Origin of the sequence: Cupriavidus sp. D39, assembly GCF_026627925.1 — a bacterium.
GTDB classification, from domain to species: domain Bacteria; phylum Pseudomonadota; class Gammaproteobacteria; order Burkholderiales; family Burkholderiaceae; genus Cupriavidus; species Cupriavidus ulmosensis.
The window spans coordinates 935,213-959,369 of record NZ_JAPNLE010000009.1; the positions used below are offsets into that span (position 1 = coordinate 935,213).

General features: G+C 61.1%; 20 protein-coding genes and 5 pseudogenes. 14 read left to right on the forward strand and 11 right to left on the reverse strand.

The genetic code is table 11. From position 1 onward, the window contains the following. Positions 1 to 8: 8 nt before the first annotated feature. A complete protein-coding gene (locus OMK73_RS16175) occupies positions 9 to 1,205 on the reverse strand; it encodes an efflux RND transporter periplasmic adaptor subunit (protein WP_267602931.1) in 1,197 nt (398 codons plus the stop codon). Positions 1,206 to 1,504: 299 nt separating this feature from the next. Between OMK73_RS16175 and OMK73_RS16180 the strand changes: the two are divergent. Then, a pseudogene (locus tag OMK73_RS16180) lies at positions 1,505 to 1,612 on the forward strand (IS5/IS1182 family transposase); the annotation flags it as partial. Positions 1,613 to 1,851: 239 nt separating this feature from the next. After that, positions 1,852 to 3,668 (forward strand): annotated as a pseudogene (locus tag OMK73_RS16185) (cytochrome c biogenesis protein DipZ). Positions 3,669 to 3,883: 215 nt separating this feature from the next. Here the strand turns inward: OMK73_RS16185 and OMK73_RS16190 are convergent. Together OMK73_RS16190 and OMK73_RS16195 are read right to left on the reverse strand one after the other, a co-directional pair. Continuing rightward, positions 3,884 to 4,903, reverse strand: a complete 1,020-nt coding sequence (locus OMK73_RS16190) for a Bug family tripartite tricarboxylate transporter substrate binding protein (RefSeq protein ID WP_267602932.1) — start codon at positions 4,901 to 4,903, stop codon at positions 3,884 to 3,886. Positions 4,904 to 5,213: 310 nt separating this feature from the next. Then, entirely contained in the window at positions 5,214 to 5,768 is a 555-nt protein-coding gene (locus OMK73_RS16195) for a MarR family winged helix-turn-helix transcriptional regulator (protein ID WP_267602933.1), read from the reverse strand. A 182-nt stretch (positions 5,769 to 5,950) separates the two neighbouring features. Between OMK73_RS16195 and OMK73_RS16200 the strand changes: the two genes are divergently transcribed. Together OMK73_RS16200 and OMK73_RS16205 are read left to right on the forward strand one after the other, a co-directional pair. Further along, the gene (locus OMK73_RS16200; protein WP_267602934.1) at positions 5,951 to 6,916 is read left to right on the forward strand and encodes an amidohydrolase family protein; all 966 of its coding nucleotides are present in this window, start codon (positions 5,951 to 5,953) and stop codon (positions 6,914 to 6,916) included. Between the two features lie 71 nt (positions 6,917 to 6,987). Continuing rightward, entirely contained in the window at positions 6,988 to 7,386 is a 399-nt protein-coding gene (locus tag OMK73_RS16205; protein ID WP_267602935.1) for a DoxX family protein, read from the forward strand. A 558-nt stretch (positions 7,387 to 7,944) separates the two neighbouring features. Here the strand turns inward: OMK73_RS16205 and OMK73_RS16210 are convergent. From OMK73_RS16210 to OMK73_RS16220, 3 genes and pseudogenes are all read right to left on the reverse strand, one after another. Then, a pseudogene (locus OMK73_RS16210) lies at positions 7,945 to 10,273 on the reverse strand (phosphocholine-specific phospholipase C). Between the two features lie 38 nt (positions 10,274 to 10,311). Further along, positions 10,312 to 10,470, reverse strand: coding sequence for a hypothetical protein (locus OMK73_RS16215; RefSeq protein ID WP_267602936.1), 159 nt, complete (start codon positions 10,468 to 10,470; stop codon positions 10,312 to 10,314). 284 nt (positions 10,471 to 10,754) lie between these two features. Beyond that, positions 10,755 to 10,952: a hypothetical protein gene (locus OMK73_RS16220; RefSeq protein ID WP_267602937.1), complete on the reverse strand. Its 198-nt coding sequence runs from the start codon at positions 10,950 to 10,952 to the stop codon at positions 10,755 to 10,757. 575 nt (positions 10,953 to 11,527) lie between these two features. On the opposite strand from OMK73_RS16220, the gene OMK73_RS16225 reads away from it, so the two are divergent. From OMK73_RS16225 to OMK73_RS16250, 6 genes and pseudogenes are all read left to right on the forward strand, one after another. After that, entirely contained in the window at positions 11,528 to 11,842 is a 315-nt protein-coding gene (locus OMK73_RS16225; protein WP_267602938.1) for an ankyrin repeat domain-containing protein, read from the forward strand. Then, a complete protein-coding gene (locus tag OMK73_RS16230) occupies positions 11,839 to 12,096 on the forward strand; it encodes an ankyrin repeat domain-containing protein (RefSeq protein ID WP_267602939.1) in 258 nt (85 codons plus the stop codon). The genes OMK73_RS16225 and OMK73_RS16230 overlap by 4 nt, the downstream gene beginning before the upstream one ends. Positions 12,097 to 12,298: 202 nt before the next feature. Continuing rightward, a pseudogene (locus OMK73_RS39245) lies at positions 12,299 to 12,668 on the forward strand (OB-fold nucleic acid binding domain-containing protein); the annotation flags it as partial. Positions 12,669 to 13,727: 1,059 nt separating this feature from the next. Next, the gene (gene pstS / locus OMK73_RS16240; RefSeq protein ID WP_267602940.1) at positions 13,728 to 14,795 is read left to right on the forward strand and encodes a phosphate ABC transporter substrate-binding protein PstS; all 1,068 of its coding nucleotides are present in this window, start codon (positions 13,728 to 13,730) and stop codon (positions 14,793 to 14,795) included. Between the two features lie 43 nt (positions 14,796 to 14,838). Then, positions 14,839 to 15,324, forward strand: coding sequence for an efflux RND transporter permease subunit (locus OMK73_RS16245; RefSeq protein WP_267602941.1), 486 nt, complete (start codon positions 14,839 to 14,841; stop codon positions 15,322 to 15,324). Further along, a complete protein-coding gene (locus OMK73_RS16250; protein WP_267602942.1) occupies positions 15,321 to 15,623 on the forward strand; it encodes an efflux RND transporter permease subunit in 303 nt (100 codons plus the stop codon). Before OMK73_RS16245 ends, OMK73_RS16250 begins: the two co-directional genes overlap by 4 nt. A gap of 39 nt (positions 15,624 to 15,662) precedes the next feature. On the opposite strand, the gene OMK73_RS16255 is transcribed toward OMK73_RS16250, so the two are convergent. Next, the gene (locus OMK73_RS16255; RefSeq protein WP_267606400.1) at positions 15,663 to 15,998 is read right to left on the reverse strand and encodes a hypothetical protein; all 336 of its coding nucleotides are present in this window, start codon (positions 15,996 to 15,998) and stop codon (positions 15,663 to 15,665) included. A gap of 466 nt (positions 15,999 to 16,464) precedes the next feature. Here OMK73_RS16255 and OMK73_RS16265 point away from each other — a divergent pair, with 466 nt between their 5' ends. After that, complete coding sequence (locus tag OMK73_RS16265; protein ID WP_267606652.1) at positions 16,465 to 16,803, forward strand: hypothetical protein; 339 nt, start codon at positions 16,465 to 16,467, stop codon at positions 16,801 to 16,803. A 495-nt stretch (positions 16,804 to 17,298) separates the two neighbouring features. On the opposite strand, the gene OMK73_RS16270 is transcribed toward OMK73_RS16265, so the two are convergent. After that, the gene (locus tag OMK73_RS16270; protein WP_267602944.1) at positions 17,299 to 17,622 is read right to left on the reverse strand and encodes an H-NS histone family protein; all 324 of its coding nucleotides are present in this window, start codon (positions 17,620 to 17,622) and stop codon (positions 17,299 to 17,301) included. A 552-nt stretch (positions 17,623 to 18,174) separates the two neighbouring features. Here OMK73_RS16270 and OMK73_RS16275 point away from each other — a divergent pair. Together OMK73_RS16275 and OMK73_RS16280 are read left to right on the forward strand one after the other, a co-directional pair. After that, positions 18,175 to 18,549: a PHA-granule associated protein 4 gene (locus OMK73_RS16275; protein ID WP_267602945.1), complete on the forward strand. Its 375-nt coding sequence runs from the start codon at positions 18,175 to 18,177 to the stop codon at positions 18,547 to 18,549. 179 nt (positions 18,550 to 18,728) lie between these two features. Then, complete coding sequence (locus tag OMK73_RS16280) at positions 18,729 to 19,601, forward strand: hypothetical protein (protein WP_267602946.1); 873 nt, start codon at positions 18,729 to 18,731, stop codon at positions 19,599 to 19,601. A 23-nt stretch (positions 19,602 to 19,624) separates the two neighbouring features. Here the strand turns inward: OMK73_RS16280 and OMK73_RS16285 are convergent, their stop codons facing one another. The 3 genes and pseudogenes from OMK73_RS16285 to OMK73_RS16295 form a co-directional block, all read right to left on the reverse strand. Then, the gene (locus tag OMK73_RS16285; protein WP_267602947.1) at positions 19,625 to 19,867 is read right to left on the reverse strand and encodes a hypothetical protein; all 243 of its coding nucleotides are present in this window, start codon (positions 19,865 to 19,867) and stop codon (positions 19,625 to 19,627) included. 225 nt (positions 19,868 to 20,092) lie between these two features. Next, positions 20,093 to 20,233: pseudogene (locus OMK73_RS16290) on the reverse strand (IS6 family transposase); the annotation flags it as partial. Between the two features lie 122 nt (positions 20,234 to 20,355). After that, on the reverse strand, positions 20,356 to 22,140 hold the full coding sequence (locus OMK73_RS16295; RefSeq protein ID WP_267602948.1) for an acyl-CoA dehydrogenase: 1,785 nt from the start codon (positions 22,138 to 22,140) through the stop codon (positions 20,356 to 20,358). Positions 22,141 to 22,463: 323 nt separating this feature from the next. Between OMK73_RS16295 and OMK73_RS16300 the strand changes: the two genes are divergently transcribed. Next, entirely contained in the window at positions 22,464 to 24,095 is a 1,632-nt protein-coding gene (locus OMK73_RS16300; RefSeq protein ID WP_324291740.1) for a 3-(methylthio)propionyl-CoA ligase, read from the forward strand. Positions 24,096 to 24,157: the final 62 nt, after the last annotated feature.

A 24,157-nucleotide genomic window follows, 5' to 3' on the forward strand; every position in this document is an offset into this window, starting at 1 on the left:
GGCCTCCCCTATTTGGCCTGGTCACCGGGGCCCGGCTGGGCAACGACCAGCTTGAGCGGCTGCATGGCGCCCTTGGTCGGGGTCACCTTGACGCCTGGCCTGGCACGCTGCAGGCCATCCACGATGACCAGGTCGTCCTTGCCCAGGCCCGAGCGGACAATGCGCAGGCCTTGGTTCATCGGCCCGATCTCTACCGGTTTCACGACCACGGTATTGCTGGCATCGACTGTGAAGACGATACGGCGCCCCAGGTCGGTCATCACCGCGCGGTCCTCGATCAGCAGCGCGGCGTACTCGCCGCTGCCCGGCAGCCTGATGCGGGCGAACATGCCCGGCGTGAGAATGCGGCCCGCCTTGTTCTCGAATACGCCGCGCGCCTTGATGGTGCCCGTGCCTGGGTCGATACGGTTATCGACAAAATCCATGACGCCTTCACGCGTGAACTCGGTCTCGTCGCCGAGCGCAAGCAGCACCTTCTTCTTGCCCTCCCGACCGCTCGTACGCGTGCCTGCCACCGCGAGCTTTTCATAGCGCAGGAAGGCGTTCTCGTCGGCATCGAATAAAACGTAGATGGGGTCCTGGCTGACGATCGTGGTCAGCAGGGTGCCATTGGCTAGGCCGCCGGTGATCAGGTTGCCCTGCGTGACCAGCGCCCGGCCCACGCGGCCCGTGATTGGCGCGCGCACCTGGGTGTACTCGTAGTTGAGCTGGGCCGAGCGCAGGCTCGCCCGGGCGGCGGCGAGGTTGGCCTCGCTCTGGTCCCTTTGCTTGCTGATGGTGTCGAATTCTTCCTGCGAGATGGCGTTGGTGGCCACGAGCCGCTCGCCGCGCTCCTGGTTGTTGCGCGCCAGCGCAAGGGCGGAAGTCGCGCGGCGTACTTCCGCGGCCAAGCGTTCCATCTCCACGCCGAACGGCTCGCGATCCAGCGTGACCAGCACATCGCCCTGCTTGACGATCTCGCCTTCGTGGAAATTGACTTTCTGCAGGTAGCCGGACACGCGGGCCCGTAGCTGGACCGTTTCTACCGCGTCCACACGGCCGTTGAACTCATCGAAGTCAACCACCGTCCGCCCGATCGGCTGCGCGACAGAGACCTTGGGTGCAGGCGGCGCCGGAGGTGGAGCCGCTTGCCGGGAGCACGAGGAAAGCGCACATCCCAAAAGAAGCAGCGGGATCCACGTACACACTACCGGCCGGCATCGCATGTCAGACTCCCGCAGCACAAAGGACAAGTCCTTCCCATTTGGCCGAAACGCCTTCCGGGATATCGTGATCCCCAAAGCGAGGGGAGAAACTATCTCTTCCTAAAACGATTGATCAGGGAGAGCCAAGGAGTGAGTAATCGGCCACGCGCCGTGCCGAAAGCGTTTCGACCCGTTCAAAACGGGATGTCTGTACCAACAATAGATTCTTCCCAACACTTCGTCAATACCAGCAGAAGTGGCGCTGTCCAAGCTTTTTCCCAGAAGCCGCTTCCTTAAGAGCCTTGTTTGAAGACTCAAGGATTCGCTGGCATCGCCTTGTCAGGGACAACAAGCTGCGTCCTGATGTGTCCGAGGCCATGGTCTATATCCCAATGGGAGGACTGCTGCTACGCAGAGTCGCCCATCCTCGTCGAGTACGCACCGATGCCGCGCAAGCCTGGGAGCGACATCAAGAGGTGCTCAAATCGCATGCCGATCCCAAGCCGGAAGGGTGCCGCGCTGTTGTCGTGTATCGCACTGTATCTTGCCGCGCCGGACCCACAGAACGGTACAACGTTCCCCTTTGGTGACACATTCACGATAGATGCGCGGCGTCAAATTGGGGGCATACCAGATCACTGGCCAAGCCTTCGAAAGAAACCCGATCATGACCCTGCTAATCCTTGCTTATCTGGGTGGCGCGCTTACCATCCTGAGCCCGTGCATTCTGCCCATACTCCCGTTCGTGCTCAGCCGCAGCGCAAAGCCGTTCCTGCGCGGCCGGCTGCCGATGCTGGCCGGTATGGCGTCGGCGTTTGCCGCCGTAGCCACGCTGGCATCCGTGGGGGCGCGTGGGCCGTGCGCGCCAACGAATACGGCCGCTACAGCGCACTGATATTGCTGGCGGCGTTCGGATTGTCGCTGCTGGTGCCAAGGCTGGCCGAAGCGCTCACGCACCCGGTCGTGGCACTGGGCAACCGGCTGGCCGGCAGTGGAAGCAGCGCCGACGCTTCGCCTTGGGCATCGCTGATGCTGGGCGTAGCCACGGGCATGCTGTGGGCGCCGTGCGCGGGCCCGATTCTCGGCATCGTGCTGACAACTGCAGCACTGCAAGGCGCAAGCGTGCAGAGTTCCCTGTTGCTGGTGGCCTATGCGGCGGGCGCGGCCACGTCGCTGGCAGCGGCGCTGGGCATTGGCGGCCGTCTGTTCGCGGCGATGAAACGCTCGATGGGCGTCGGCGAATGGCTACGCCGTGGGCTTGGCGTGGGCGTGCTCGGTGGCGTAGCCGCGATTGCGGTCGGCGCCGACACTGGCCTGTTGGCCCGTTTGTCCACGGGCGGCCCCGCACGGCTGGAACAGGCATTGGTCGAGAGGCTACACACGACCGCGCCGACGGCGCCCCGCTTGCCCACCACGCCCGTCCTTCAGGACGTCAACGATGCGCAGGTCGCTGGCGAGCCCATGCTGCTCGCCGCCAACGACATCACCGTGGGCTTTCCTGTCCGACTGCCGGTGGAAGGCCGACTGCCGTCGCTCGACGGTGCCGTGAAGTGGTTCAACACCGGGGCCGGCGCGGCGCCCGTGTCGCGCGATCAGTTGCAAGGCAAGGTCACGCTGGTCTATTTCTGGACGTATTCGTGCATCAACTGCATCCGCACGCTGCCCTATCTGCGCGCGTGGGCGGAGAAGTACAAGGACCAGGGTCTGACGGTGATCGGTGTACATACGCCCGAGTTCGCGTTCGAGAAGAACCCCGAGAACGTGCGCCGCGCGGTCGGAGACTTCAAGATCGGCTTCCCCGTGGCCGTGGACAGCGACTTCCGCATCTGGCGCGCCTTCAACAACAACTACTGGCCCGCCGCGTACTTCGTGGATGCGCGAGGAAATATCCGCCATCACCAATTCGGCGAAGGTGACTATGCCAACTCGGAGCGCGTGATTCAGTCCCTGCTGGCCGAAGCGGGCCGCCCGTTCTCGTCGCGCGACGTGGTGGTGCCAGACGCCGAGGGTGCGCAAGCCGCGCCCGACCTCCGGAACGTACGTTCAGGCGAAACCTATGTCGGCTACGCCCAGGCATCGGATTTCGCATCGCCAGGTGGAATTCGCCAGGACGCGTCACACGGCTACACCGTCGGCAACCTCGAACTGAACGAGTGGGGACTGAGGGGCCAGTGGACCGTCGGGGCCGAGCAGGCCACGCTCGATCGTGCCGATGGCGGCATCACGTACCGCTTCCATGCGCGCGATCTTCACCTTGTGCTGGGGCCGGCACCCGATGGCCGAGCGGTGCGCTTCCTGGTGAAGATTGACGGCAAGGCGCCGGGCACCAGCCACGGCGCCGATATCGACGCCAATGGCAACGGAGCCATCACGCAAACGCGGCTCTATCAGCTGGTACGGCAGGCGGGAGACGTGGGCGAGCACACGTTCGAGATCTGCTTCCTTGATGCGGGTGCGCAAGCCTATGCGTTCACGTTTGGCTGATCGCAGCCCATCAAGTCGTCCCGCATCATAGATACCGGCGTGGGTCGTTCCCAAACGACCACCCGTGGAGCGCGAACATGAATTGTGCCCAGCGCAGTATCGAACGTGCGCGGACGCCAATCTTTGATGCGGCGATACGTTCCACAATACGGGCACTTTCCGTATTCTTATGTCGTAGGTAAATTGTCAGCTCCGAGTTTCAGACGAGAATCGGCTCATTCCACACGCAAGCCGGCTGCTTCGATGACCTTGCGATACATCGCTGCGTCACTTCTGATCCTCTGGTCATATTGCTGTTGCGAGCCCGCTCGGATTTCCCATCCCAGCGCTTCGAGCTTCTGTTTGACGTCAGGTGACGCCATGGCCTTGGCGAGGCCGTCATGCAAGCGGTTTGCCACGCTCTGTGATGCGCCGGGTGGTAGCACGAAGCCAATGCCCACCGCTACATCGAACCCTGCAACGCCGGATTCCGCCACACTAGGCACATTCGGCATAACAGCCGCGCGATTCCGCGTGGTAACCGCGATCAGCCGGATCTTTCCGCTATCCAGATAGGGGCGCAGTGATGACAGAGACGCGGCTGCAAGGCTGACCTCATTGGCCGCCAGCGCTACGGCGGCGGGGGATGCCCCTTTATAGGGAACGTGCGTCAGTTTCATCCCGGTCTGCTGCGCCAGAGACTCCACACTCAGTTGATGCACGCTGCCGATGCCAGTGCTGCCATAGGAAAGCGGATGCGCTTTGGCATACGCAATCAGTTCCTTGACCGAATGAATCGGCAGCGAAGCGTTCACCGCCAGGAACAGCGGCGTCGTTACCGCTTCCATGACTGGTACGAAAGGCTTGCTGACGTCGTAAGGCAACGCCTTGTAAAGACTCGGGTTAATCGACAACTGCCCAGTATCGGCAGCGAAAACGGTAAAGCCGTCTGGACTGGAGCGGGCGACGAAGCTGGCCGCAACGATGCCGCCGGCACCAGGCTTGTTCTCAACCACCACAGGCTGGCCGAGCTGGATGGACAATTGCTGTCCCACCAGCCGAGAGACGGTATCCACGGCACCGCCCGGTGCCATTGGCGCAATCAGGTGAATCGGTTTCTTCGAAAGATCTTGCGCAAGGGCCGCGGTGGCGCCCAGTACAACAACAGCTATCGAGATGCCACCAATGCCCTTGCGCAGCAAACGGGAAACCAGCCTATGTGAACCCTTCAGAGGAATTGGATCTGCCTTGGACATGTCTCTTCCATCCGCGGCCCGAGAGGGCCATGTAAAATTCGGTACGGTTTGATATCGTATGTATTCATACAAGATGTTGTCAAGATGGCACGGCGCTATTTTTTTGTCTGTGGGTTGGTGGCATCGGAGCCATCACACAGAGGTCTGGCCAGGAAGGCCTCGTCGGCACTTTGAAGACGCGCGGCATTAAAGCCGAAGAGTGGATGCACGGACGGCGATATCGCCGGTCGTGGAGACCGGTGTTTCATCGCCTGCAGGATCGCTCAAATAGCGTGCGGCCCCTTCGGGGCCGTTGCAAGAGGACGATGCACTACTGCAAGTTGTCCCAGACCTTCTTCAGAAGCGAGCGCAGCGTGGCACTTTCTTCTTTTGTCAAACCCTTGACTGCCCGCTTTTCGATCTGCGGCGCAATGGGCATTAGGACCGCTTCCAGCGAGCGCCCTGTCTCGGTCAAGTGAACATTCCAGCGGCGCTTGTCTTCGTCACTGCGCGACCTGAGAATCAAGCCCTTCTTCTCAAGCGACTCTAACAGTGCAGTCAACGATGCCTTTTCGACACGGATACGCTGCGCAAGCTCGACCTGGCTATAGCCATCTTCACGCCAAAGCGCGCGCAGCGCTGTCCATTGCGCTGGCGAAATACTGTGGTCCAGCAGGCGCTCCCCGAGTACACGGGTAAACGAGCGATGCGTGTGTCGGATCAGGTAGCCCAGTGGCTCCTGTTCTAGTTCCTCCGCGAGCGGTCTCGTGTGGTCAGTTCCGGCTGACTCATTCCTGGCTTCGTCGGTATGCTTCCGGCGCACTGCACGTGGCACGGTTCTTTTTGCGTCCATGGTTTCAGCGTTGTGAAGGGAGTGATGCAGCAACTGCAATTGCAGTCATTGCAAAGTATACGCCCATACCATCGACTAACATACGAACTGACGTACATTCTGACGATATGGTATCGTACCATACGATATGCGTACGATCGACTTTGGGGCGCGCTACCGGGAGACCAGTACGTCGCTACGGTTGAGTCAAGTAGCAATACCCTGTGGAGGTGCAAATGAAGATCGACATACACGCGCACGTGATAGACAAGGACTACCTTGATGCCCTGGTTACGCAGATGGGGTTATCGGTATCGCGTAACGCTAGTACAGGACAAACGTTCCTTCGCAAGGGAAATACCACCGTTGCCTGGTTCCGGGATGAATTCTTCGATCCGGACGAACGTGTGCGCACGATGGATCGTCTTGGGGTCGACTTGCGGATTCTCTCGCTTTCGAGTCCCAGCGTGTATGAATGGCCGGCGCATGATCAGGTGATCTGGGCACGCCGCATCAATGATGCAAACGCTCGCATGCGCGACTTGCATCCACAGAGATTCCGCGGACTTGCAGTCTTGCCGATGGCAGATGTAAAAGCCGCGCTGACCGAGCTGAAGCGGGCCATAGACGAGCTTGGCCTTGTTGGCGTCGCGATGGGTTCCAACATCGGTGGTGCACCGCTGAATCATCGCGACTTCGAGGAGTTGTGGGCGGAGATCGACCGGCGCCGTCTGCCGGTGGTGGAACACCCGATGCAGCCGCTGGGTACGGACCACATGGATGAATTCGAACTACCGATTCGCGTAGGCTTCATCTACGAAACGACCACAGCACTGACCCGAATGATCTACGCCGGCGTGTTCGAGCGCTATCCGAATTTCCCATTCATCGTTGCACATACGGGTGGATCGCTGCTTGGACTCCTGGAGCGTCTGGACAATGGCTATCGCATCTTTCCGGACTGCAGGGCGCACATTACACGCCTGCCAAGCGAGTTTGCGCGTCGACTCTACTACGACACCTGCTCGTTCTATGGCCCGGCCATCATGTCCGCACGCGAGATCGTTGGCGCGGAGCGGCTGCTATGGGGGGCGGACGACCCATTTATCGGTGCCGACATGTCGCATGTGACATCGCTCGGCATTCCGGAAAGAGAGAAGGATCTGATCCTGGGGGAAATGCTGCCCGATTGTTCTCGTTGAATTGATCAAACGCATTCCACGGTCGACCCGGGTCCCGAGACGACACATCTGTTTGCCACAAGGAGTCAATAGTGAAGACTACGAACACGGCAGTCATCCGAGCTGCCAGAGCACTAATTGCCGTTCTTTTCCTGATTGCCGGGATTCGCAAACTACTTGCCTGGAATGCTACGACGGCCTACTTCAGTGCGCTGGGCATACCATTTCCCAAACTTGCGCTGCCGGTGACCATCCTGATCGAGCTCGGCGGAGCCATTGCACTGATCGCCGGCTGGCGCATCCGAGCCGTAGCCTGGGGAATGGCGGTCTTCACGCTTGGCAGCGCGCTCATTGCTCACCGTTTCTGGCTGGCGGACCCAGTCACGTTTGGCAATCAACTCAACCACTTCCTCAAGAATCTCGCTATCGCTGGAGGCTTCCTGCTGCTGGCGCAGAGCGCGCCGCCCGTCGAGCAGCGCGACGCATCCTAGAACTTCGTCGATTGTCTCGGCATCTCTTCCTATTCCGGAGGCTTCCGACAGTTCGTGCGCTTGAAGGGCGGCTTCTTTCTGACCCCGCAGCTTCTACGCTGGCACTGCAAGCCTGCGCGCGTGACCGATGCACGAGAGAGCGTGCACCCGTTGGGGAGGCTCCCAGGGAGGGTCGCTCGAGCATGGGCGCCGCCGTTGAGCACGCGGACCCGGTGGCCGCGCCATTGACAAGCGGGATCCGCTCTCGGATGGCGCACATGCGATTGGGACCCCCGACCCATTCACCGACGGTAGATCGCGATACGTTTTCCGACGGCACCTGAGCTAACGTAACGCCTGCACGTATGCCAGGCCGACCGTCGAAAGGCGGTCAGCCGCCGCAGCGGCAGGGTTGGGTTAGCGTCTTCCGACTCGGTACATGCTGCTAGATCGCTATGGCGTTCATATCTTCACCGAACAGCATCAACCGTTTTGTCATTTGTCGCAGATTTTGAGGTGCTGCCGCTCGGCAAAGAGCCGTTCTGTTGCGCGATGCAAAGGCTTCCCCTTCCCGCTGGTTCAGCCAGGCATTTCCCCGCTCACCCCCATCGCCGGGTCGCTCACCGTATGCTTGCCCGTCTCCACCCGCCCCGCAAAGCGTCGGTAGAATGCGGGGTCGCTGTCGCAGGTCACGGCAAAGTCATACCACTGGCCGCTTGCCGCCAGGGACCAATGGCGGGAGTCGGTGCCCTTGCCGGCGACCGAGACGGGCCACGGGCCGTCCTTGCGGTAGGCCAGCGGCGTGATGGTGAAGTTGCAGGCTTTGTCGCCGGTGTTCATCAGCTCGGCATAGACATCGCCATTGGTGATGTCGTAGCACACGCGGATCTCGGGCGCTGTCCCGGTATCGGCGATCCGGGATCAGCTCGGCATAGACATCGCCATTGGTGATGTCGTAGCACACGCGGATCTCGGGCGCTGTCCCGGTATCGGCGATCCGGCTGGTGTCGCCCTTGATGTGCCGGTGGTAGCCGTTCGGGCCGATGACCCAGAGGTCATACATGCCGAGGTTGTCCTGGAGCGCGTTCCAGGTGTCGCTCAGCAGCTTGCCGGCTTCGACGACGTAGCGCCGTGGCAGGCGGCTGAGCTTGTAGCGGTCGTAGACGTGGAACACCGCAGCCTGCGTGCCTGTGTTGGAGAACAGGAGCTCCACTACGCCGGAGGCGTTGCAGCGCGCGCTGGTGTGCAGCTCATAGGGCAGCGCGCGAGAGGGCCGCGTGCCGCTGGCCTGGATCGGCAACTGCATATCAAGCGGCAACGGCACGGCGGGCAGCGCTTGTTGCGCGCTGCGCAACTGATCCGCCGCGGCGCGCGTACTGCGGCCGTTAAGCGTGGGAAGGGCTTCGTCGTTCGGTGTCTTGAAATTGAACGCGCTGGTCAGGTCGCCGCAGACGGCGCGGCGGAACGGGCTGATGTTGGGCTCCGCGACACCAAAGCGCGCCTCCAGGAAACGCAGCACCGATGTGTGATCGAACACTTGCGAGTTCACCCAGCCACCGCGGCTCCACGGCGAAATCGCGAACAGCGGCACGCGCGGGCCCGGGCCGTAGACGCGGCCGTCCGGCGCCGGCTGGCTGCTGCTGCCCGCCGGCGCGGGATGGCTGAAGTACTCGGCGCTCATGTCGGCATCGCTGAGCGTCGACTTCCCTGCCAGCGACAGGTCGGCGTTGCGTGACGGCGCCGACGGCGAGGGCATATGGTCGAAGTAGCCGTCGTTCTCATCGAAGTTGACCAGCAGTACTGTCTTGCTCCACACCTCGGGCACGGCAGTGAGCGCATCCAGGACTTCCTGCAGGAACCACGCGCCCTGCACAGGGCTGGACGGCCCCGGGTGCTCGCAATAGATCGAGGGCGCATTCATCCAGCTCACCTGCGGCAGTTTGCCCTCGCGGATGTCCCGTTTGAACGCATCCAGGTAGTTCTCGGGGCCGATGCCCGGCAGCGTATTGGCGATGCCCTTGTAGAGCGGATTGGCGGCATTGTCCGTGGCAGCATCGTAGGCGTGGTACGGCAGGGCCTGGCCGGTATTGGCATAGGGTACGCCGGGTGCGCCGCCACTGGATACCGGGAAGCCGGACGCAATGTTGGCGAGGCGGAACGGTCGGAACGCGCCCAGCATGTTGTCGCCCCATTCGTCCGGCATGTTCTGGTACGAGATCCAGTTGATGCCTGCTTCTTCCAGGCGTTCCGCATAGGTTTTCCAGGTGTAGCCCCTGTTGGCCGTGGCAGGCAAGCCGTCGATCCAGTCCCACTCGTTATTGACAAAGGCAACGCCGGCGGCGGCGCCGTTGGTTCCCGTCAGGTGGAAGGAGCGGTTGGCATCCGTGCCGGTATGCATCGAGCAGTGATACGCATCGCGGAGGGTGAACGCATTGGCCAGCGCGAACTGGAACGGTATCTCCTTCTCCTTGAAGTACCCCATGGAAGTATCCGTCTTATGGGTTGGCCAGTTTGCCATGCGCCCGTTGTCCCAGGCCTTCTGGCTGTCTGCCCAGGCATGGGGCGTACCGGCCGCGCGCTGCGCGTTGTTGGCGCTGCCGTCCAGGTGATACGGCGTGAGCACTGCGCCGTTGGTGCGCTGCTGCTGCCATACCTTGCGGCCGTTGGGCAGCGGGATGGTGAGCCGGTCGCCGAAGCCGCGAACGCCCTTGAGTGTGCCGAAGTAGTGGTCGAACGAGCGGTTCTCCTGCATCAGGATGACCACATGCTCGACGTCCTTGATGGTCCCGGTCGCGTTGTTGGCGGGTATCGCCAATGCCTTGCGGATGCTGGGCGGAAAGGCGGCCAGTGTGGCGGCGGCAAAGCCCGTGCCGGTGACTGCCCGTAGAAAGTTGCGGCGTGAATTCATCGTCTGGATCTGGTGCTCATTGGATTCGTAATCGTTCATCAAGGCGCGCAGCGCATTTCGCGGGCGGCCGGCTGCTCGGGCGTGCCGGGCGCTGGCGGGTTCGCGTTGGACGTATCGTTGTTGTCACCGCCGCATGCGGCGAGCGTCGCGGCAACGATCAAGGCGGCAAGCATTCTTGCAAGGCGCTTGGGAGGCATGGGGGTTCTTTAGAATGTGAAAGAAATAAGACTGAATATTTGCAAACAGAGACAATTGGAAAGCCGCGAGTGTAGGTCCGCCCTGTGACACGGGCATGACCCGGCGCAAGGGAGGGAGGCATTGTCAACTTGCCCAGAGTGAGACATAACGGCAGCAGGTGTAACCATCGTTCAGATGGCTAGTCGACGGATTTTTGGCGACTCTCGGCTTCCCACCGTGCGTCATCTGCTGCGCAGTGCGCTGATAGGGAAGGTTGTCCCGGACCTTGACGAGGCCCGATTGCCTATTGACGTGCCAGCCGCCACAGGCTCAGATTCACGTTCGCCGGCGCCTGGCTGTCATGGATGAAGTCGAAGGTGGCCAGATCCCACGCGACGCGCCCGCCTGCGGTCCTGACCGGCATCTTCGGCAAGGGTGCGACCACGCCCCGCGCCGCTTCGGCAAAATCCGCGCAGTCACCGAACGGCAGGCGGTACGACATCCACTGTCGTACCGCCACTGAAGCCAACTCCACTGGGGATGTAGGAACGGCACCGAATCGGCGGAAAGGCCACCACCGTGGAGCAAGCCCACTCGAAGCAGGATGTGATTCGGTATAACTCCGGTCCGAAACTCCCGCGAAATACATTCATGTTCGTGAAAGAACATGCTTCCCCCACGCCTGGCAAATCGCGGTTTAGTTCTGTTGCACGGTGGGCGGACAGGACGACGTTCGCCACCTCGTGGTATGGGATTCGGCACCACCTGCGCCGATTTGCACAGCGAGGACGCTGCACGGCACGAAGCCACACACGCGCGTCAGTGGAGGATGGGCGCCCCACTGATGCTGAGTGCTCGTCCGCCCCCTCCCCAGGCAGGTAGCTTCTGCTGCCAAACCCAGGTTTACGGTTGGAGTAGGAATCCTGGCGATTAATTGCATTTTGACGATCAAAGGATGCTCGCCACGGACAGTTACCCACCGTGTCCACGTGAGCAGCCAAGCGAAATCGCCGCGTTGATCCTCGCCCCGACGCTCTCTCCCGAAAGCTACAATGGGGCCGGATCAGGCGACACGAAATGAAGAAGCCAGACATCAAGAGATGCGAGGGATACCGGCAGTTCGAAAAGATCCATGCGGCCTTCTGCACCGGCGACATCGATGCGCTGCGGGCGGCGGTTGATGATCCGGCCGGCATTCCCAACGAACCCATGCCGCCGGGGATTGGGCCTTGCCTGGAGTACGCGATCTACCATAGCCCGCTGCCCCTTATCCGCACCCTGCTTGAGATCGGGGCGGATCCCCGGCCGGTGGATCATGCGGGTTTTCCACCGCTATTGCGGCGCTTTCATGTAGTCTCGCCCGGCCAGGCGCACCCGCACGAACGGATGTGATCGAGGTGCTCAGGCTGCTGCTAGCCTTCGGCGCCGACCCTGCGCAGCGCGGCATCAATGACTATAGTGCGCTGCACATGGCCGTGAGCGTGCGCAATTTGCCTGCGGTAAAGATGCTGCTGGCGGCGGGTGCGGACGCGACTAGCCGGACGCGCATCGACGACTGCAGAACCCCACGCGAGATGGCCGAGGCAATGGGGTTGTCCGGGATTTCACAGTTGCTGGCTGCCCATGAAGTGAGCGAACGGCTGTAGCGCCGATCAACCATCGACCCGCACCGAGCACTGTCACCCTCGCCCACCATTCAAGCCATTGAATGGGATGCCACCTCAGCGGCGTCCCGCTCGTTTCCGGCTCACCGTCTTCGCTTCTGGTCGGTCACCTTCGCTTCGCCATTGTGGCTATTCTTGTCCGCCTAGTGGCGGCCTTCGAGATATCCGGTTGCTGAGCAGCTCGGTGGCAAAGCGCCTCGTCACAGCCCCTATGTTGCCAACCTACCAAGATGGGCAACTGGCGCGAGGATGCGGCATCGTTACGGTTCGCCAGCGACCCGGCACCGCCAAGGGCGTAGTCTTTATGACTTTGGAGGATGAAACGGGGCCCATCGATGTCATCGTCTGGCCTCGGTCTTGGAGAGGCAGCGCCGCGAGGTGTTGACTGCCACGCTCGTCGGCGTAGATGGAAAATGGCAGTGCGAGGTAAGGTTCGTCACCTCACTTTTAACTCATTGCAAATATCGGCAAGTCATAAGATATATAACAAAATTATCTGTTTGTGCGACGCAAAAGTCGTATTTTTCAGTCCTATACTTAATGCAATTTTTTAACTGGCAATAGATGACGAATAACCACAACAAATTCCACCTAATTTTTAAAACAATTACACAGCACTGAGTACCTGGTGCCGTATTTGTCATTGATGTTGCCTATCGGCTACCGGCATGTTGGATGTTCACAGTGAACGCGCTAGCAAGATAGGCTCGCGTGACGCCTATCCTGATGGAGAAAAATACATCGAAGCTTGACGTCTATAAAAAGACATCAGAACGTTTCTGCGAGATAAATTCATCTCCAAGCACTGCGACGTCCTCGCTCGCAGTCTAATGCATGGGACGGACCATAGTGCACCGAAAGAGCGCACAGGTATTAGCCACCAACATCGAAATGGTACCGGGGCCTGTAGGAGGGACGAGTGAATAAAGAATTAAGAAGGTACTTGCTTGACGACGAACGCTGCATTCGGCGAAGCCTTGTCCGCAGCGAACCATACGGCCCCTCCTTTTCTAGACGGGGCGGTGTCGTGGCGGGCAAAAGCGCGAGGCGAAAAAGAGCGTAGAAATGCCCCCCGGGGAATGACATGCAGCAACCAGCGGATGTTGAATTCGACCGCATAAGCAATGCGCGCAAGGGTCGCCGCTCTTTCCCCTGAGCCATCACCTGCGCATGCCGTCGCTCAGCGCGCCACTCCACTGGCCAGCCTGTCGCCGGCTGGCGTTGTAACGCCGAACTCTGGCTAGCCGTTGACGACCACAAATCGAATTGCACCGAACCGGTGCGGCAGCGCATCCCCCTTGGCAAGCCCGAGTGCGAAGCTCGACGCGATTCCCTTCCTTCGTCCGGGTCACAGCCGAGGCACAATAGACTTGGGATAAACTCGGCTAATTCGGGCTTGCCAATCTCGCTGTGCGTACTAAAGTGCCCTGCGTGTGGAGAAGGCCTCATGGAGGACAACGAGCTCCGCCGGATACTTGGCGAGCCTGAGGGAATCTGCTGAATAGGGGCGCCCGTCTTGCGCGAGGGCTAGCAATGCAAGCAATCGGCCGAATCGTGGCCATGCATAGTGCGGAAGCAAGTACAATCAGGCCCGAAACTTCCTCCTGCCTCCCATGCAATATAAAGTCGCTCTAGCTATTGCCGCTCTGGTGCCATTTATATCTCCTTTTGCGAGCGCCCAGGTTCGTGGGGCAGGCTCAACTGCCGCGGCACCTGTCTACCAGATTTGGGCGGAATCCTACAGAGCGTCCACAGGCACACATATCGCGTATGAAGCGGTGGGCTCGAGCGAGGGCATGAAGCGCGTGCGCGAGGGAGGCATCGATTTTGGGGCGTCGGATGTGCCGCTGTCGGCGTCGGAAGCAAAGCGTGTCCATCTGGTGCTGGTGCCAACCGTGGTTACCGCAGCCGTTCCCGTTGTCAATCTTCCTTCTGTTGCCCAGGGCCAATTGCGGCTCACCGGCGACGTGCTGGCCAAGATATTCCTGGGAACGCTCGACGCGTGGGACGCTTCCGAAATTCAAGCGCTGAATCCCGGTATCACGCTTCCAAAGTTGAAGATTCGGCCGGTCGTACGCGCTGACGGTTCAGGAACGACCTTTCACTTCACGGACTATCTGAGCAATGTTAGCGACGATTGGAAAACGACCTTCGGCACGAAGTCTTCCCTCTCCTGGCCGGCCGGTTTTTTGCCCGCAAAAGGAAGCGGCGAGGTCGTCCGAGCGGTGCGAAGCAACGCTGGAACCATCGGTTACATCGACTACAACTACGTGCTCGACGCCGGCCTCAGCCCCGTTCAGTTACGCAACGCGGCAGGAAATTTCGTAACCGCTCAGGTCAACAGCTTTCGCGAAGCCGTGTTGAACAGCGACTGGAACAGAAAGGGCGATTTTTCCAGCAGCCTGGTCAACCGCCCGGGCCGAGATACATGGCCAATTACGATGGGCACGTTCATTGCGGTGCCCGAAATCAGTAAATCCGGAAAGCAAACGCTGGCTGCGCTCCGGTTTGTCACCTGGGGATATTTGCACGGAGACGACCTGGCTCGACAGGCCAAGTTCGTCCCCCTTCCGGAACGCGTTCAGGCTAATGCTTATCGCGAACTCGCGCGAGTCACTGATGAGTCCGGTGCCATGATTGGCTTGCAAAGCATGGCTAGCACTCCCGGCAACAAGCCATAAGCGCCTTGAATTCGCCAAGTCCGCGACACAGAAGGTTCTTCTGGTGATTGCGGCAACGGATTTCTCTGGTGACAAACCGCGCCTGGTTTCGCAAAGAGGGTTAGCGGTACACACCATTGCGGCCATAGTCATGAGCGCCCGAAATCCCGCAGCTAACCATCCGTCTGCGGCAGGACCAGCTGACGCGCTGGGCTATGCAGCGCTGGACGTGATGGAAGCCATTCGGACCGCTTACCAGAGCGCGGAAGTCGCCCAGGTCTATGAGGCAAACGCCGTCGTCAATGTGGCGGTGGTGCTCGCCAGCGAATCTCGCCGCACGCCGGCTCAGGTGGGCGAGTTGCCGCTGCGCAATGCCGATGGCGTCATGGTGCCGCTAAGCCGCCTTGCGGACATCACGCAAACGACAGGCCGCTACCTCATTCTGCACGATGGCGGCCAACGGTTGCAGACCGTGACCGCGCATCTCAACGGTCCTTCGCTCGGTCAGTTTGTCAGTGAGGCCCAGCGCCGCAAATTGCCGCTGAAGTGAAGTTTCCGAAGGGCTATTACTTCGCCCTATCGGGCGAGGCGCAGGGCCAGGCGCAAGCACAGCGGGACTTGCTGGTCTATTTCGCCATTACGGCCGCCGGCATCGGCCTGCTTGTCTATCTGGCATTGCGCAGTTGGCGCGGCCTGGTCCTGGTCATGGCAAATCTGCCGTTTGCGCTGGTGGGTGGCGCGCTTACGGTGTTCGCCACGGGCGGACTGCGTTCGCTAGGGTCGATGGTCGGCTTCGTCACTCTGTTCGGCATTGCGCTGCGCAACTCAGTATCGGCATTAGAAATGTAAAAAGCCGGCGTGTTGCCGGCCTTTTACTTTGATGGGAGATTATTTTCCGGCGTCAGCTTCGCACTTTTTCATAAACGACGCCTTAGCAGCACCGGCAAGCGGCTTACCGTTCTTCCCAACTGCCTTGGCTTCGCAGGCGGCTGACGCGTTGCCTTTGCTGCCGCTTTCGCACTTCTTGATAGAGGAGGCCTTAGCGGCTCCAGCTAGCGGTTTGCCATTTTTGTCAACCGCCTGCGCTTCGCAGTTCGAAGAAGTAGCCGGAGTGGTAGCAGCGGGCGCTGCTGGTTTGGCGGCGGCCGCAGGCGCAGCAGTTTGCGCGCAAGCCAAACCTACCGAAAAAAACGCTGCAACAGCGACCGCACAGAATCTTTTCATCACGGTACCCCTCCTCGGAAGATGAGGCACATTGCCTCGGCCTTATTAACGCTTGGGCGGCAGCATCGTTGACGCTGCTCCCCCTCATATGCAGGCAACGCCCGTCGGGAGACCGCATCGCCCGCGCATCTCACAGCTCGCCAGCGCTTTCGTTACATTTCTTTACAGTTGACGCACCAAGGCTCCCAGCGCGAAGCGGCACAATAACTGCCGATTTGCGATAGAGAACATATGAAACAACTTCCTTTCTTTGGGGTGCTGTCCGGCGCACTGCTCGCAATTGCGTCGACTGCCCAGGCACACGTGAATGTCGACATTGGCATTGGGGTCCCAGGTGTCGTCTATGCCGAACCTGCTCCAGTCTATGTGGCTCCACCTGTATATGTTGCACCGCAGCCAGTGTATGTCCCGCGACCGGTTGTAGTGGCTCCGGCGCCCGTGTATGCCCCTTACTGGCGGGGACGCGATGACGACGACGACCAAGGCGAGCGGAGGTGGCGCGGGCGTGGCCACGAGGAGCACGGTCAACATGGTAAACACGGCCGACACGGCCACGACGACTAGTAGTGGGCAATCGCGGACACTCACGGCACCGTATTGCTTTCGCTCATCGGAGGAAATGATGACAGCAGCAGAGCGAGTCAAACATATTTTGACGAAGTTCGATAGTCTGGCGTCCCAAGCTGGGAACATCGAGACGAAGCTCCTGATTGAGGCGCTAAAACTGCATTCCGAATTGGTGAACCTGAGGCTGGCCGAGATTGAGCAACAGTTACCCGAAGCAAACAGGGCCCAGGGAGAATGAAAAAGTAACTCGCATAGCGCGAACCGTCCGGGTATCTCGAACGCTCAACACCAACAATCCTGAGGCTGCGCCGGCAACAAGCAGTCCTTGCGGCCTGGTAGTCACGGGAATCCGCGCGTAGGCATCGCGGCACGGTCCTCGTGTTAGGCCTAGAACGCGCCTGTCCACTCGCCCATAGTCAGACAGTAAGCCTCTGAGCCACCCCGGTCCCGAAATGGCGGAGCCGGGCCAGCAAGAGGAGCGAAATCGGGCGGGTCAATGCTCTACGGTCCGAGATTTCACAGTTGCTGGCCGCCCATGAAGTGAGTGAACAGCTGTAGCGCAGCCCAACCCTCAACCCGCTCCGCGACGCTGCTGTCGATTGCATGTCCAGTCTTCTCGCTAGCCATCGACGCTGACCTGCACGACATATTGACGAATCGCGGTGGGTCGCGCGCAACGCTGGCCCATGGAGACGTTGCATCTCCGCGACCGCCACATCCTCCCACCAACGGCTCATGCCTCTGGAATCAGAAACTTGTCGCGATTCTTCCCTAGCCACGCCGGTGCCCGACCACGGCCGGTCCAGGTGGCACCAGTCTTGGGGTCCATGTACTTTGGCGGCAGCGAGGACTTCTCCTTCGCCGCAGCCTTAGGCTTGTCAGTAGCCGCCGGGCGTCCACGACGTCGTTTCGGCGCTAGGTCATCGACGGTGAGTTCATACTCTGCCATCAAATCCTGGATTTTCTCAATGACTCCAGCGACCTCGCTTTGACGAACTTCGGCGAGCTGGGTTTCCAGCTTTTCCTTTTCTGCTAGCAATTGTTTGTAGGTAGCCATCTCAGTCTCCGTCTAAATAACAGTTCAATTATCCTACAGCACTTTGCCATATTTTTACTACCTCCGTGAATCTATCCAACCCGGATGATCTTGACCGCAACAGAAATGGCTTTTTTTGAGTACAACCCTCTTTGCCTATTCCTTCCCGTCAGGAAAGACGCGATAGCAGCTAAGTGGGTGAATTCAGCGCGAGTTACCATGTGCAGAATGAGGTACGCACGAGCAAGTTCTTCGCCGATGCTTGGCTGCCCCGAGCTGAATTTGCCAAACTCGAGCCTACAAGGGCTCCGGCTATGACCGTGGCACCGGTGGGATATGCCCAATGCCACTGCCATGGCTGGCATCCCACAAGCTGAATGAAGTGTGTTCTGAAAGAGCGGCGACATCGCAGCTCCCTCCCCTTGCCCACCGGGTCTGCCCCCAAATTCCACAGCCCCTGCGGATGTCAACCGCAGGAAAGGGCTATCGGGCTCGATGCTCCGCTGGAGATTACAATACTGTGGGAGCACAGGGTGTTGCCCAAATGCGCCAAGAATGTGAGCGGAGAAGTCAATGGCGACCGCACGAGCTGGCACCAAAGGGGAGGCACTAAGACTCCTGGGGACGGAAGGCGTGACCGTGGTGGAACTGGACTATGAGGCTGGCTGGCAGGACGCGATTGAACTGGGTCGGCTCGGCCAGAAGGCAGGAATCCGCGTGGAATATCGCGGGCAAGAGAACATCGCAGTCAAATCGACGACGGCATTGGTCGCCGGCCTTATGCGGCCAAAAACGACCTTCCGACAGCGAAACCTCTATTGTCATTTTGATCTGTCCGAGCTGCCTGCAGCCGAGTTGGAGAGCCTCGAGGCAAAGGCATCCAAGCTGGGCGACTATATTCTCGCCGGGCGCCTGATGCGGGAAGTGGATTCGGTATGGACAGAGTAAGCACTTCCCCTGGCATCCCATTGGCTACTCCAGCGCGTATCCACCCACCGGCCGCGCCGGCGAGATTTCCACCTGGTCGCCGCGGATGCGACCACTCCCCACCTGCTCCTGAGCAGCCAGATGGATTAGAATCCCTCCTCATGCCTTGAACGGTCACATTATTCCTGGTGTTGAAGTCGATGCAACTCGATATCTTTGCTCACAGCCGCGACGTGATGCTACGCAATGATGTTGCCGACGCCCTGCAGCGCCGCGATGCGGTTGCTGCGCGTGGTGCGTTGCAGCTATTGCTCAGCGAGTGTCCTTCCGACGATCTTCTCCCTGCCCTTAGTACGCTGACTCGAGCCCTCGAGGAACCAAGGCCAGAGCGTTTTAGCGACCACGATGCACTACGACAAGCGCATGGCGAGATAACCTGCGAGGTCATGCCGGCTGCTGCCCGCGTGTTTGGTGACACTGCCGCCAGTGCATGGCTCGCGCCGTTTTGGCGAGCGCTCGCGCACGCAGCTGAGCACTTGCCGTTGCGCCGCAACGAGCACGATGCCCACGCAGCGCCCTTGTGGATCAAGGTCGGGGACTGGGTCGCGGCACAAGAAGCCATCGCACGTATTGCCTCGTGGCGCCGCATTCCAACTACGCTTTGCTGGATGGCAGAGGCGCAATATCACCAGCACGGACTGGAAGCCATCTGGCCGCTGTTGGCCGAGCTCGCGTGGCTTTCGGCAAGCCGTCTTGACGGACTAATGCACCGCCTAAAGGACTCCTGTCTGACTACGCTGCGCAAGACGTTCGACTCTCGCTTCGAGGGCGATGGTGCCGTCGAGGATCTGGTGTGGTTTCCCGCCTGGACATTGATCGAGAAGCCTGGCCTCGCGAACCTACTGCGTCAGACACAACAGTCGACTCAAAGCTCGCCTGAGCGTGCGATGCGTTTGCTGCTCGAACTGCTGAATTTGGAGCGGCACGGTCGCCACCATGAGCTCGTTGAACGGCGCAAGGAATTGCGCGGTTTGCAGCCAGCGCTGTTTGCCGCATACATGAGCACCCGATAGGGTTGTGTCGCAGAAAGGGCGAGTCAGCTGTCGAAGTTGGCAATGGCCGTATTGATTACGCTGACAGGGTACGATTGCTGCGCCTGGCCAGCCAGGCTCGGGAACCAGATCGATCGGGGCATGAGCCCGGCAGGTATGCGAGCGATAGCCTCAAGGACAGCACCGCCCTTGGGCGTGATGCAGGGGCAGCGCCATGAAGCGGTCTCTTCCACGTTGACAAGTTGGTGCTCGCGGAGCGCTTCCAAATCCGCGTGATTCAGTTCCATGTGATCCGGGGCGCCCTGGACTAGCATGAGGGTCGCTACTCCATGGCGGCTCAGCATCCTTGCCTCTTATATTTTTGAACGGCAGCTGGGAAGTGTAGATTGCAACCATTGCATCGAGGCCGCTTTCGCTCGGCGGCGTAGGCTGCAACCTCTTATGAGATCTTTGGTAAGCGGTCTTTAAGGCGCGCCCTTCGACGCGCGATGTCTGTCAGCCGCTAGGCTGGGTGCCACCGTCACGCCGCGCTCGAACAGCAATTCCTCGATGTCGCGCAGGCTCAGGTTGAACCGGAAGTACAAGCGCACCGCCTAGCTGATGACCACCGCCGGGAATCGGTGGCCGTGGTAGAGCGATTTCGTCTTCATCATCACACCATCTTACGCGACCGCCCCATCAACGTGACAGTGCCAGAGGGAGTCAACACCGTCATCATTTCAATCGGCGTTGGCGCAACTTGTCGGCTTCGGCAAATGCCCGCTACCGTGCGATCTCAGAACTGCGCTTCGCTCAACGCATTGACCGGCGCCGCGCCCGCCACGATGGCATCGCGCAAGCCCGATGCCTGCGACAGGATGTGCTCCGCGAAAAAATGCGCGGCAGCAATCTTGGCGTCGTGGAAGGACGGATCCTCGGCACGCTTCGCGTCCGCCGCGAGCATCGCCCGGCCAAGCTGCCAGCCCGAAAACACGATGCCGCAGAGCTTCAGGTAAGGCACGCTGCCGGCAAACACGGCATTGGGATCCGACTTGGCATTGGCCACGACGAACGCCACCACGCCCTCCAGCGCCGCGCGCCCCTTGGCCAGTTGCGCCTGCACTGCGGTGAACGCCGCGCCACCATGCTTGCCCAGCGCCGCCTCGGTCTCGGCGATCTGCGCACAGATCGCCCGGGCCACCGCACCACCGTCGCGCACCGTCTTGCGGCCGACGAGATCATTCGCCTGGATCGCGGTCGTGCCTTCGTAGATCGGCAGGATGCGGGCATCGCGATAGTGCTGGGCCGCGCCGGTTTCCTCGATGAAACCCATGCCGCCGTGCACCTGCACGCCCAGGCTGGTCACATCGATCGACAGCTCGGTGCTCCAGCCCTTGACGATGGGCACCATGAACTCGTAGAACGCCTGGCTTTGCTTGCGCACCGCTTCGTCGGCGTGTTGGTGCGCCGTGTCGCAAGCCGCCGCGGCCACATACGCTACCGCACGCGCGCCTTCGATCAGCGAGCGCATGGTCATCAGCATGCGCTTGACGTCCGGGTGATGGATGATGGTCACCGCCGCGCGCGCCGAGCCATCGACCGGACGGCTTTGCACGCGCTCGCGGGCAAAATTCACGGCCTGCTGATAGGCCCGCTCCGATACGGCGATGCCTTGCATGCCAACCGAGAAGCGCGCCGAGTTCATCATGATGAACATGTATTCCAGGCCGCGGTTTTCCTCGCCGACCAGCGTGCCGATGGCGCCACCGTGATCGCCGAACTGCAGCACGGCTGTGGGGCTGGCCTTGATGCCCAGCTTGTGCTCGATCGACACGCAGTGCGCGTCGTTGCGCGCGCCCGGTGAGCCATCTTCACCCAGCAGGAACTTGGGCACGATGAACAGCGAGATGCCCTTGACGCCCTCGGGTGCCGTGGGCGTGCGCGCCAGCACGAGATGGACGATGTTTTGCGCCATGTCGTGCTCACCGTAGGTGATGAAGATCTTGGTGCCGAACACCTTGTAGGTGCCATCGCCCTGCGGCTCCGCGCGCGTACGCACGGCAGCCAGGTCCGAGCCGGCCTGCGGCTCGGTCAGGTTCATGGTGCCGGTCCACTCGCCGGAGATCAGCTTGGGCAGGAAGGTGGCCTTCTGTGCGTCGCTGCCCGCGGTCAGCAAGGCCTCGATGGCGCCGTCGGTCAGCAACGGGCACAGCGCGAACGACAGGTTCGCCGTGTTCAGCATCTCGTTGCAGGCCGTGGCGATCAGCTTGGGCAAGCCCTGGCCACCGAACTCCTGCGGATGCGGCACGCCCTGCCAGCCACCTTCGCCAAACTGGCGGAACGCGTCCTTGAAACCGGGTGTGGTGGTGACCACGCCGTCCATCCAGCTGCTGGGATCGGTGTCGCCAATGCGGTTGAGCGGCGCCACCACTTGTTCGTTGAATTTGGCTGCCTCGTCAAGCACCGCCTGCGCCGTCTCCGGCGTGGCGTCCTCGAAGCCAGGCAGCTTGCTGACGGCGTCAAGATCAGCCAGTTCGTTCATCACGAACAGCATGTCCTTGAGCGGGGCACGATAGGTCATTTTTTGGGGACTCCATTTTGGGAACAGGGCGCGGTGCATCTGGCCGGATGCCGGCACCGCATGGTCCGGATACCGGATCGTAGCGCCCGCCGCGTCATGCGGGGATAACCAAACCTGCCCATTCATTGACAAAACCTGCCGCTTTGCGTCGCGCTGGCCGCTTGCCATGCACCCCAGCTCGATTGGCCGGATTTGTCACTAATTCGGCCATTCCTGTCAGTGCCAGAAGTGGCTGGCACCTCTAGAATGCCTCGCAGCCGGCGTCGCCATGACCGATGAATGCAACCGGCATAACGATAAACCGCCTGTCAGGAGACAAGACTATGGACCTGTTCGGTCAGATGATGTACGCGCCTTTGCAATTGTCCGCGTTGCTGGAGCAGGCGGCGCGGCACTCCGGCACGGTCGAAATCGTATCCCGGCGCGTCGAGGGCGACATTCACCGCTATACCTACGGGGACTGCCATGTCCGCGCCATGCAACTGGCCAATGCGCTCACGGGCCGCGGCATCGTGGCCGGAGACCGCGTCGGCACGCTGGCGTGGAACGGCTATCGCCATATGGAGCTGTACTATGGCGTGACCGGCATTGGCGCGGTTTGTCATACCATCAACCCTCGCCTGTTCCCGGAACAGATCGCCTACATCATCAATCATGCCCGCGACCGCGTGGTCTGCTTCGATGCCTCGTTCCTGGGCCTGGTCGAGCAGATCGCGCCGCAATGTCCTCATGTCGAGTCATGGGTCATGCTGTGCGACGCCACCAGCCTGCCGCAAGGACCGACGCTGCCGCTCGAAAGCTACGAGGCTCTGATCGGCGGGCAGCCCGGCCATTTCGACTGGCCCCGCCTGGATGAGCAGCTGGCGGCGGTGCTTTGCTACACCTCCGGCACCACCGGCAACCCGAAGGGCGTCTTGTACTCGCACCGTTCGCTTTGCCTGATGGCCTATGCCTCGGCGCTGCCGGACGCGCTTTGCCTGCGTGCGTCGGACTCCGTGGTGCCTGTCGTGCCGATGTTCCACGTCAATGCCTGGGGGCTGCCGTTCTCCGCGGCGCTGGTCGGGGCGAAACTGGTGCTGCCGGGTCCGGCGCTCGACGGCGCGTCCCTGTCGGCGCTGTTCGACCAGGAAGGCGTGACGGTGTCGGCCGGCGTGCCCACGGTCTGGCTCGGCCTGGCCGACCATATGCGCCGCACGGGCAAGCGCTGCAACAGCCTGGAGCGTGTCATCGTGGGCGGCGCGGCATGCCCGCCGCAACTGGCCAAGGCGCTGGGCGAACTGGGCATCAAGTCGGTACACGCCTGGGGCATGACCGAGCTGTCGCCGGTTGGCACCGTGTTTTCGCCCTCGCAGGGCTTCGCGCAAAAGCCGGAGCAGGAGCGCGCGCAGCTCGAGGCCAAGCAAGGCAGGGTCGTGCCGGGTGTCGAGATGAAGGTCGTCGACGCCGATGGTGCCGAGTTGCCGTGGGACGGACGCTCGGCGGGCGACCTGATGGTGCGCGGCCATTGGGTCGTGGAGCGCTACTTCGGCATGGAGGAAACCTGCCTGGAGAATGATGGCTGGTTCGCCACCGGCGATGTCGCCACGATCGACGCCGACGGCTATATGCAGATCACGGATCGCAGCAAGGATGTGATCAAGTCCGGCGGCGAATGGATTTCCTCGATCGAACTGGAAGGCATCGCCGTTGCGCATCCGGAGATCGAACTGGCGGCCTGTATCGCCTGTGCCCATCCCAAGTGGGACGAACGACCCCTGCTGGTCGCGGTAAGGCGCGCCGGCAGCACGCTCGATGCGCAACAACTACTGGCCTTCTATGAAGGCAAGGTGGCCAAGTGGTGGATCCCGGACGATGTGGTGTTCGTGCCGGAACTGCCGCTGACCGCGACCGGCAAGCTGCATAAGCTGGTGCTCAGGCAGCGTTTCGGCACCCATTACAGCGGTGCCGCCGCCTAGCCGGGCCGCTCATGCCATGCCGCGGTACGCCTTGGGCGTGCTGCCGGTCCAGCATGGCGGGA

Excerpts from the sequence above, each read along its gene's own strand:
- OMK73_RS16175 (WP_267602931.1), bottom strand. The coding sequence starts at position 1,205 with ATGCGATGCCGGCCGGTAGTGTGTACGTGGATCCCGCTGCTTCTTTTG.
- OMK73_RS16190 (WP_267602932.1), bottom strand. The coding sequence starts at position 4,903 with ATGTCCAAGGCAGATCCAATTCCTCTGAAGGGTTCACATAGGCTGGTT.
- OMK73_RS16200 (WP_267602934.1), top strand. The coding sequence starts at position 5,951 with ATGAAGATCGACATACACGCGCACGTGATAGACAAGGACTACCTTGAT.
- OMK73_RS16215 (WP_267602936.1), bottom strand. The coding sequence starts at position 10,470 with ATGCCTCCCAAGCGCCTTGCAAGAATGCTTGCCGCCTTGATCGTTGCC.
- OMK73_RS16220 (WP_267602937.1), bottom strand. The coding sequence starts at position 10,952 with ATGTCGTACCGCCTGCCGTTCGGTGACTGCGCGGATTTTGCCGAAGCG.
- OMK73_RS16225 (WP_267602938.1), top strand. The coding sequence starts at position 11,528 with ATGAAGAAGCCAGACATCAAGAGATGCGAGGGATACCGGCAGTTCGAA.
- pstS (WP_267602940.1), top strand. The coding sequence starts at position 13,728 with ATGCAATATAAAGTCGCTCTAGCTATTGCCGCTCTGGTGCCATTTATA.
- OMK73_RS16255 (WP_267606400.1), bottom strand. The coding sequence starts at position 15,998 with ATGAAAAGATTCTGTGCGGTCGCTGTTGCAGCGTTTTTTTCGGTAGGT.
- OMK73_RS16265 (WP_267606652.1), top strand. The coding sequence starts at position 16,465 with ATGACGACGACGACCAAGGCGAGCGGAGGTGGCGCGGGCGTGGCCACG.
- OMK73_RS16270 (WP_267602944.1), bottom strand. The coding sequence starts at position 17,622 with ATGGCTACCTACAAACAATTGCTAGCAGAAAAGGAAAAGCTGGAAACC.
- OMK73_RS16275 (WP_267602945.1), top strand. The coding sequence starts at position 18,175 with ATGGCGACCGCACGAGCTGGCACCAAAGGGGAGGCACTAAGACTCCTG.
- OMK73_RS16280 (WP_267602946.1), top strand. The coding sequence starts at position 18,729 with ATGCAACTCGATATCTTTGCTCACAGCCGCGACGTGATGCTACGCAAT.
- OMK73_RS16285 (WP_267602947.1), bottom strand. The coding sequence starts at position 19,867 with ATGGAACTGAATCACGCGGATTTGGAAGCGCTCCGCGAGCACCAACTT.
- OMK73_RS16295 (WP_267602948.1), bottom strand. The coding sequence starts at position 22,140 with ATGACCTATCGTGCCCCGCTCAAGGACATGCTGTTCGTGATGAACGAA.
- OMK73_RS16300 (WP_324291740.1), top strand. The coding sequence starts at position 22,464 with ATGGACCTGTTCGGTCAGATGATGTACGCGCCTTTGCAATTGTCCGCG.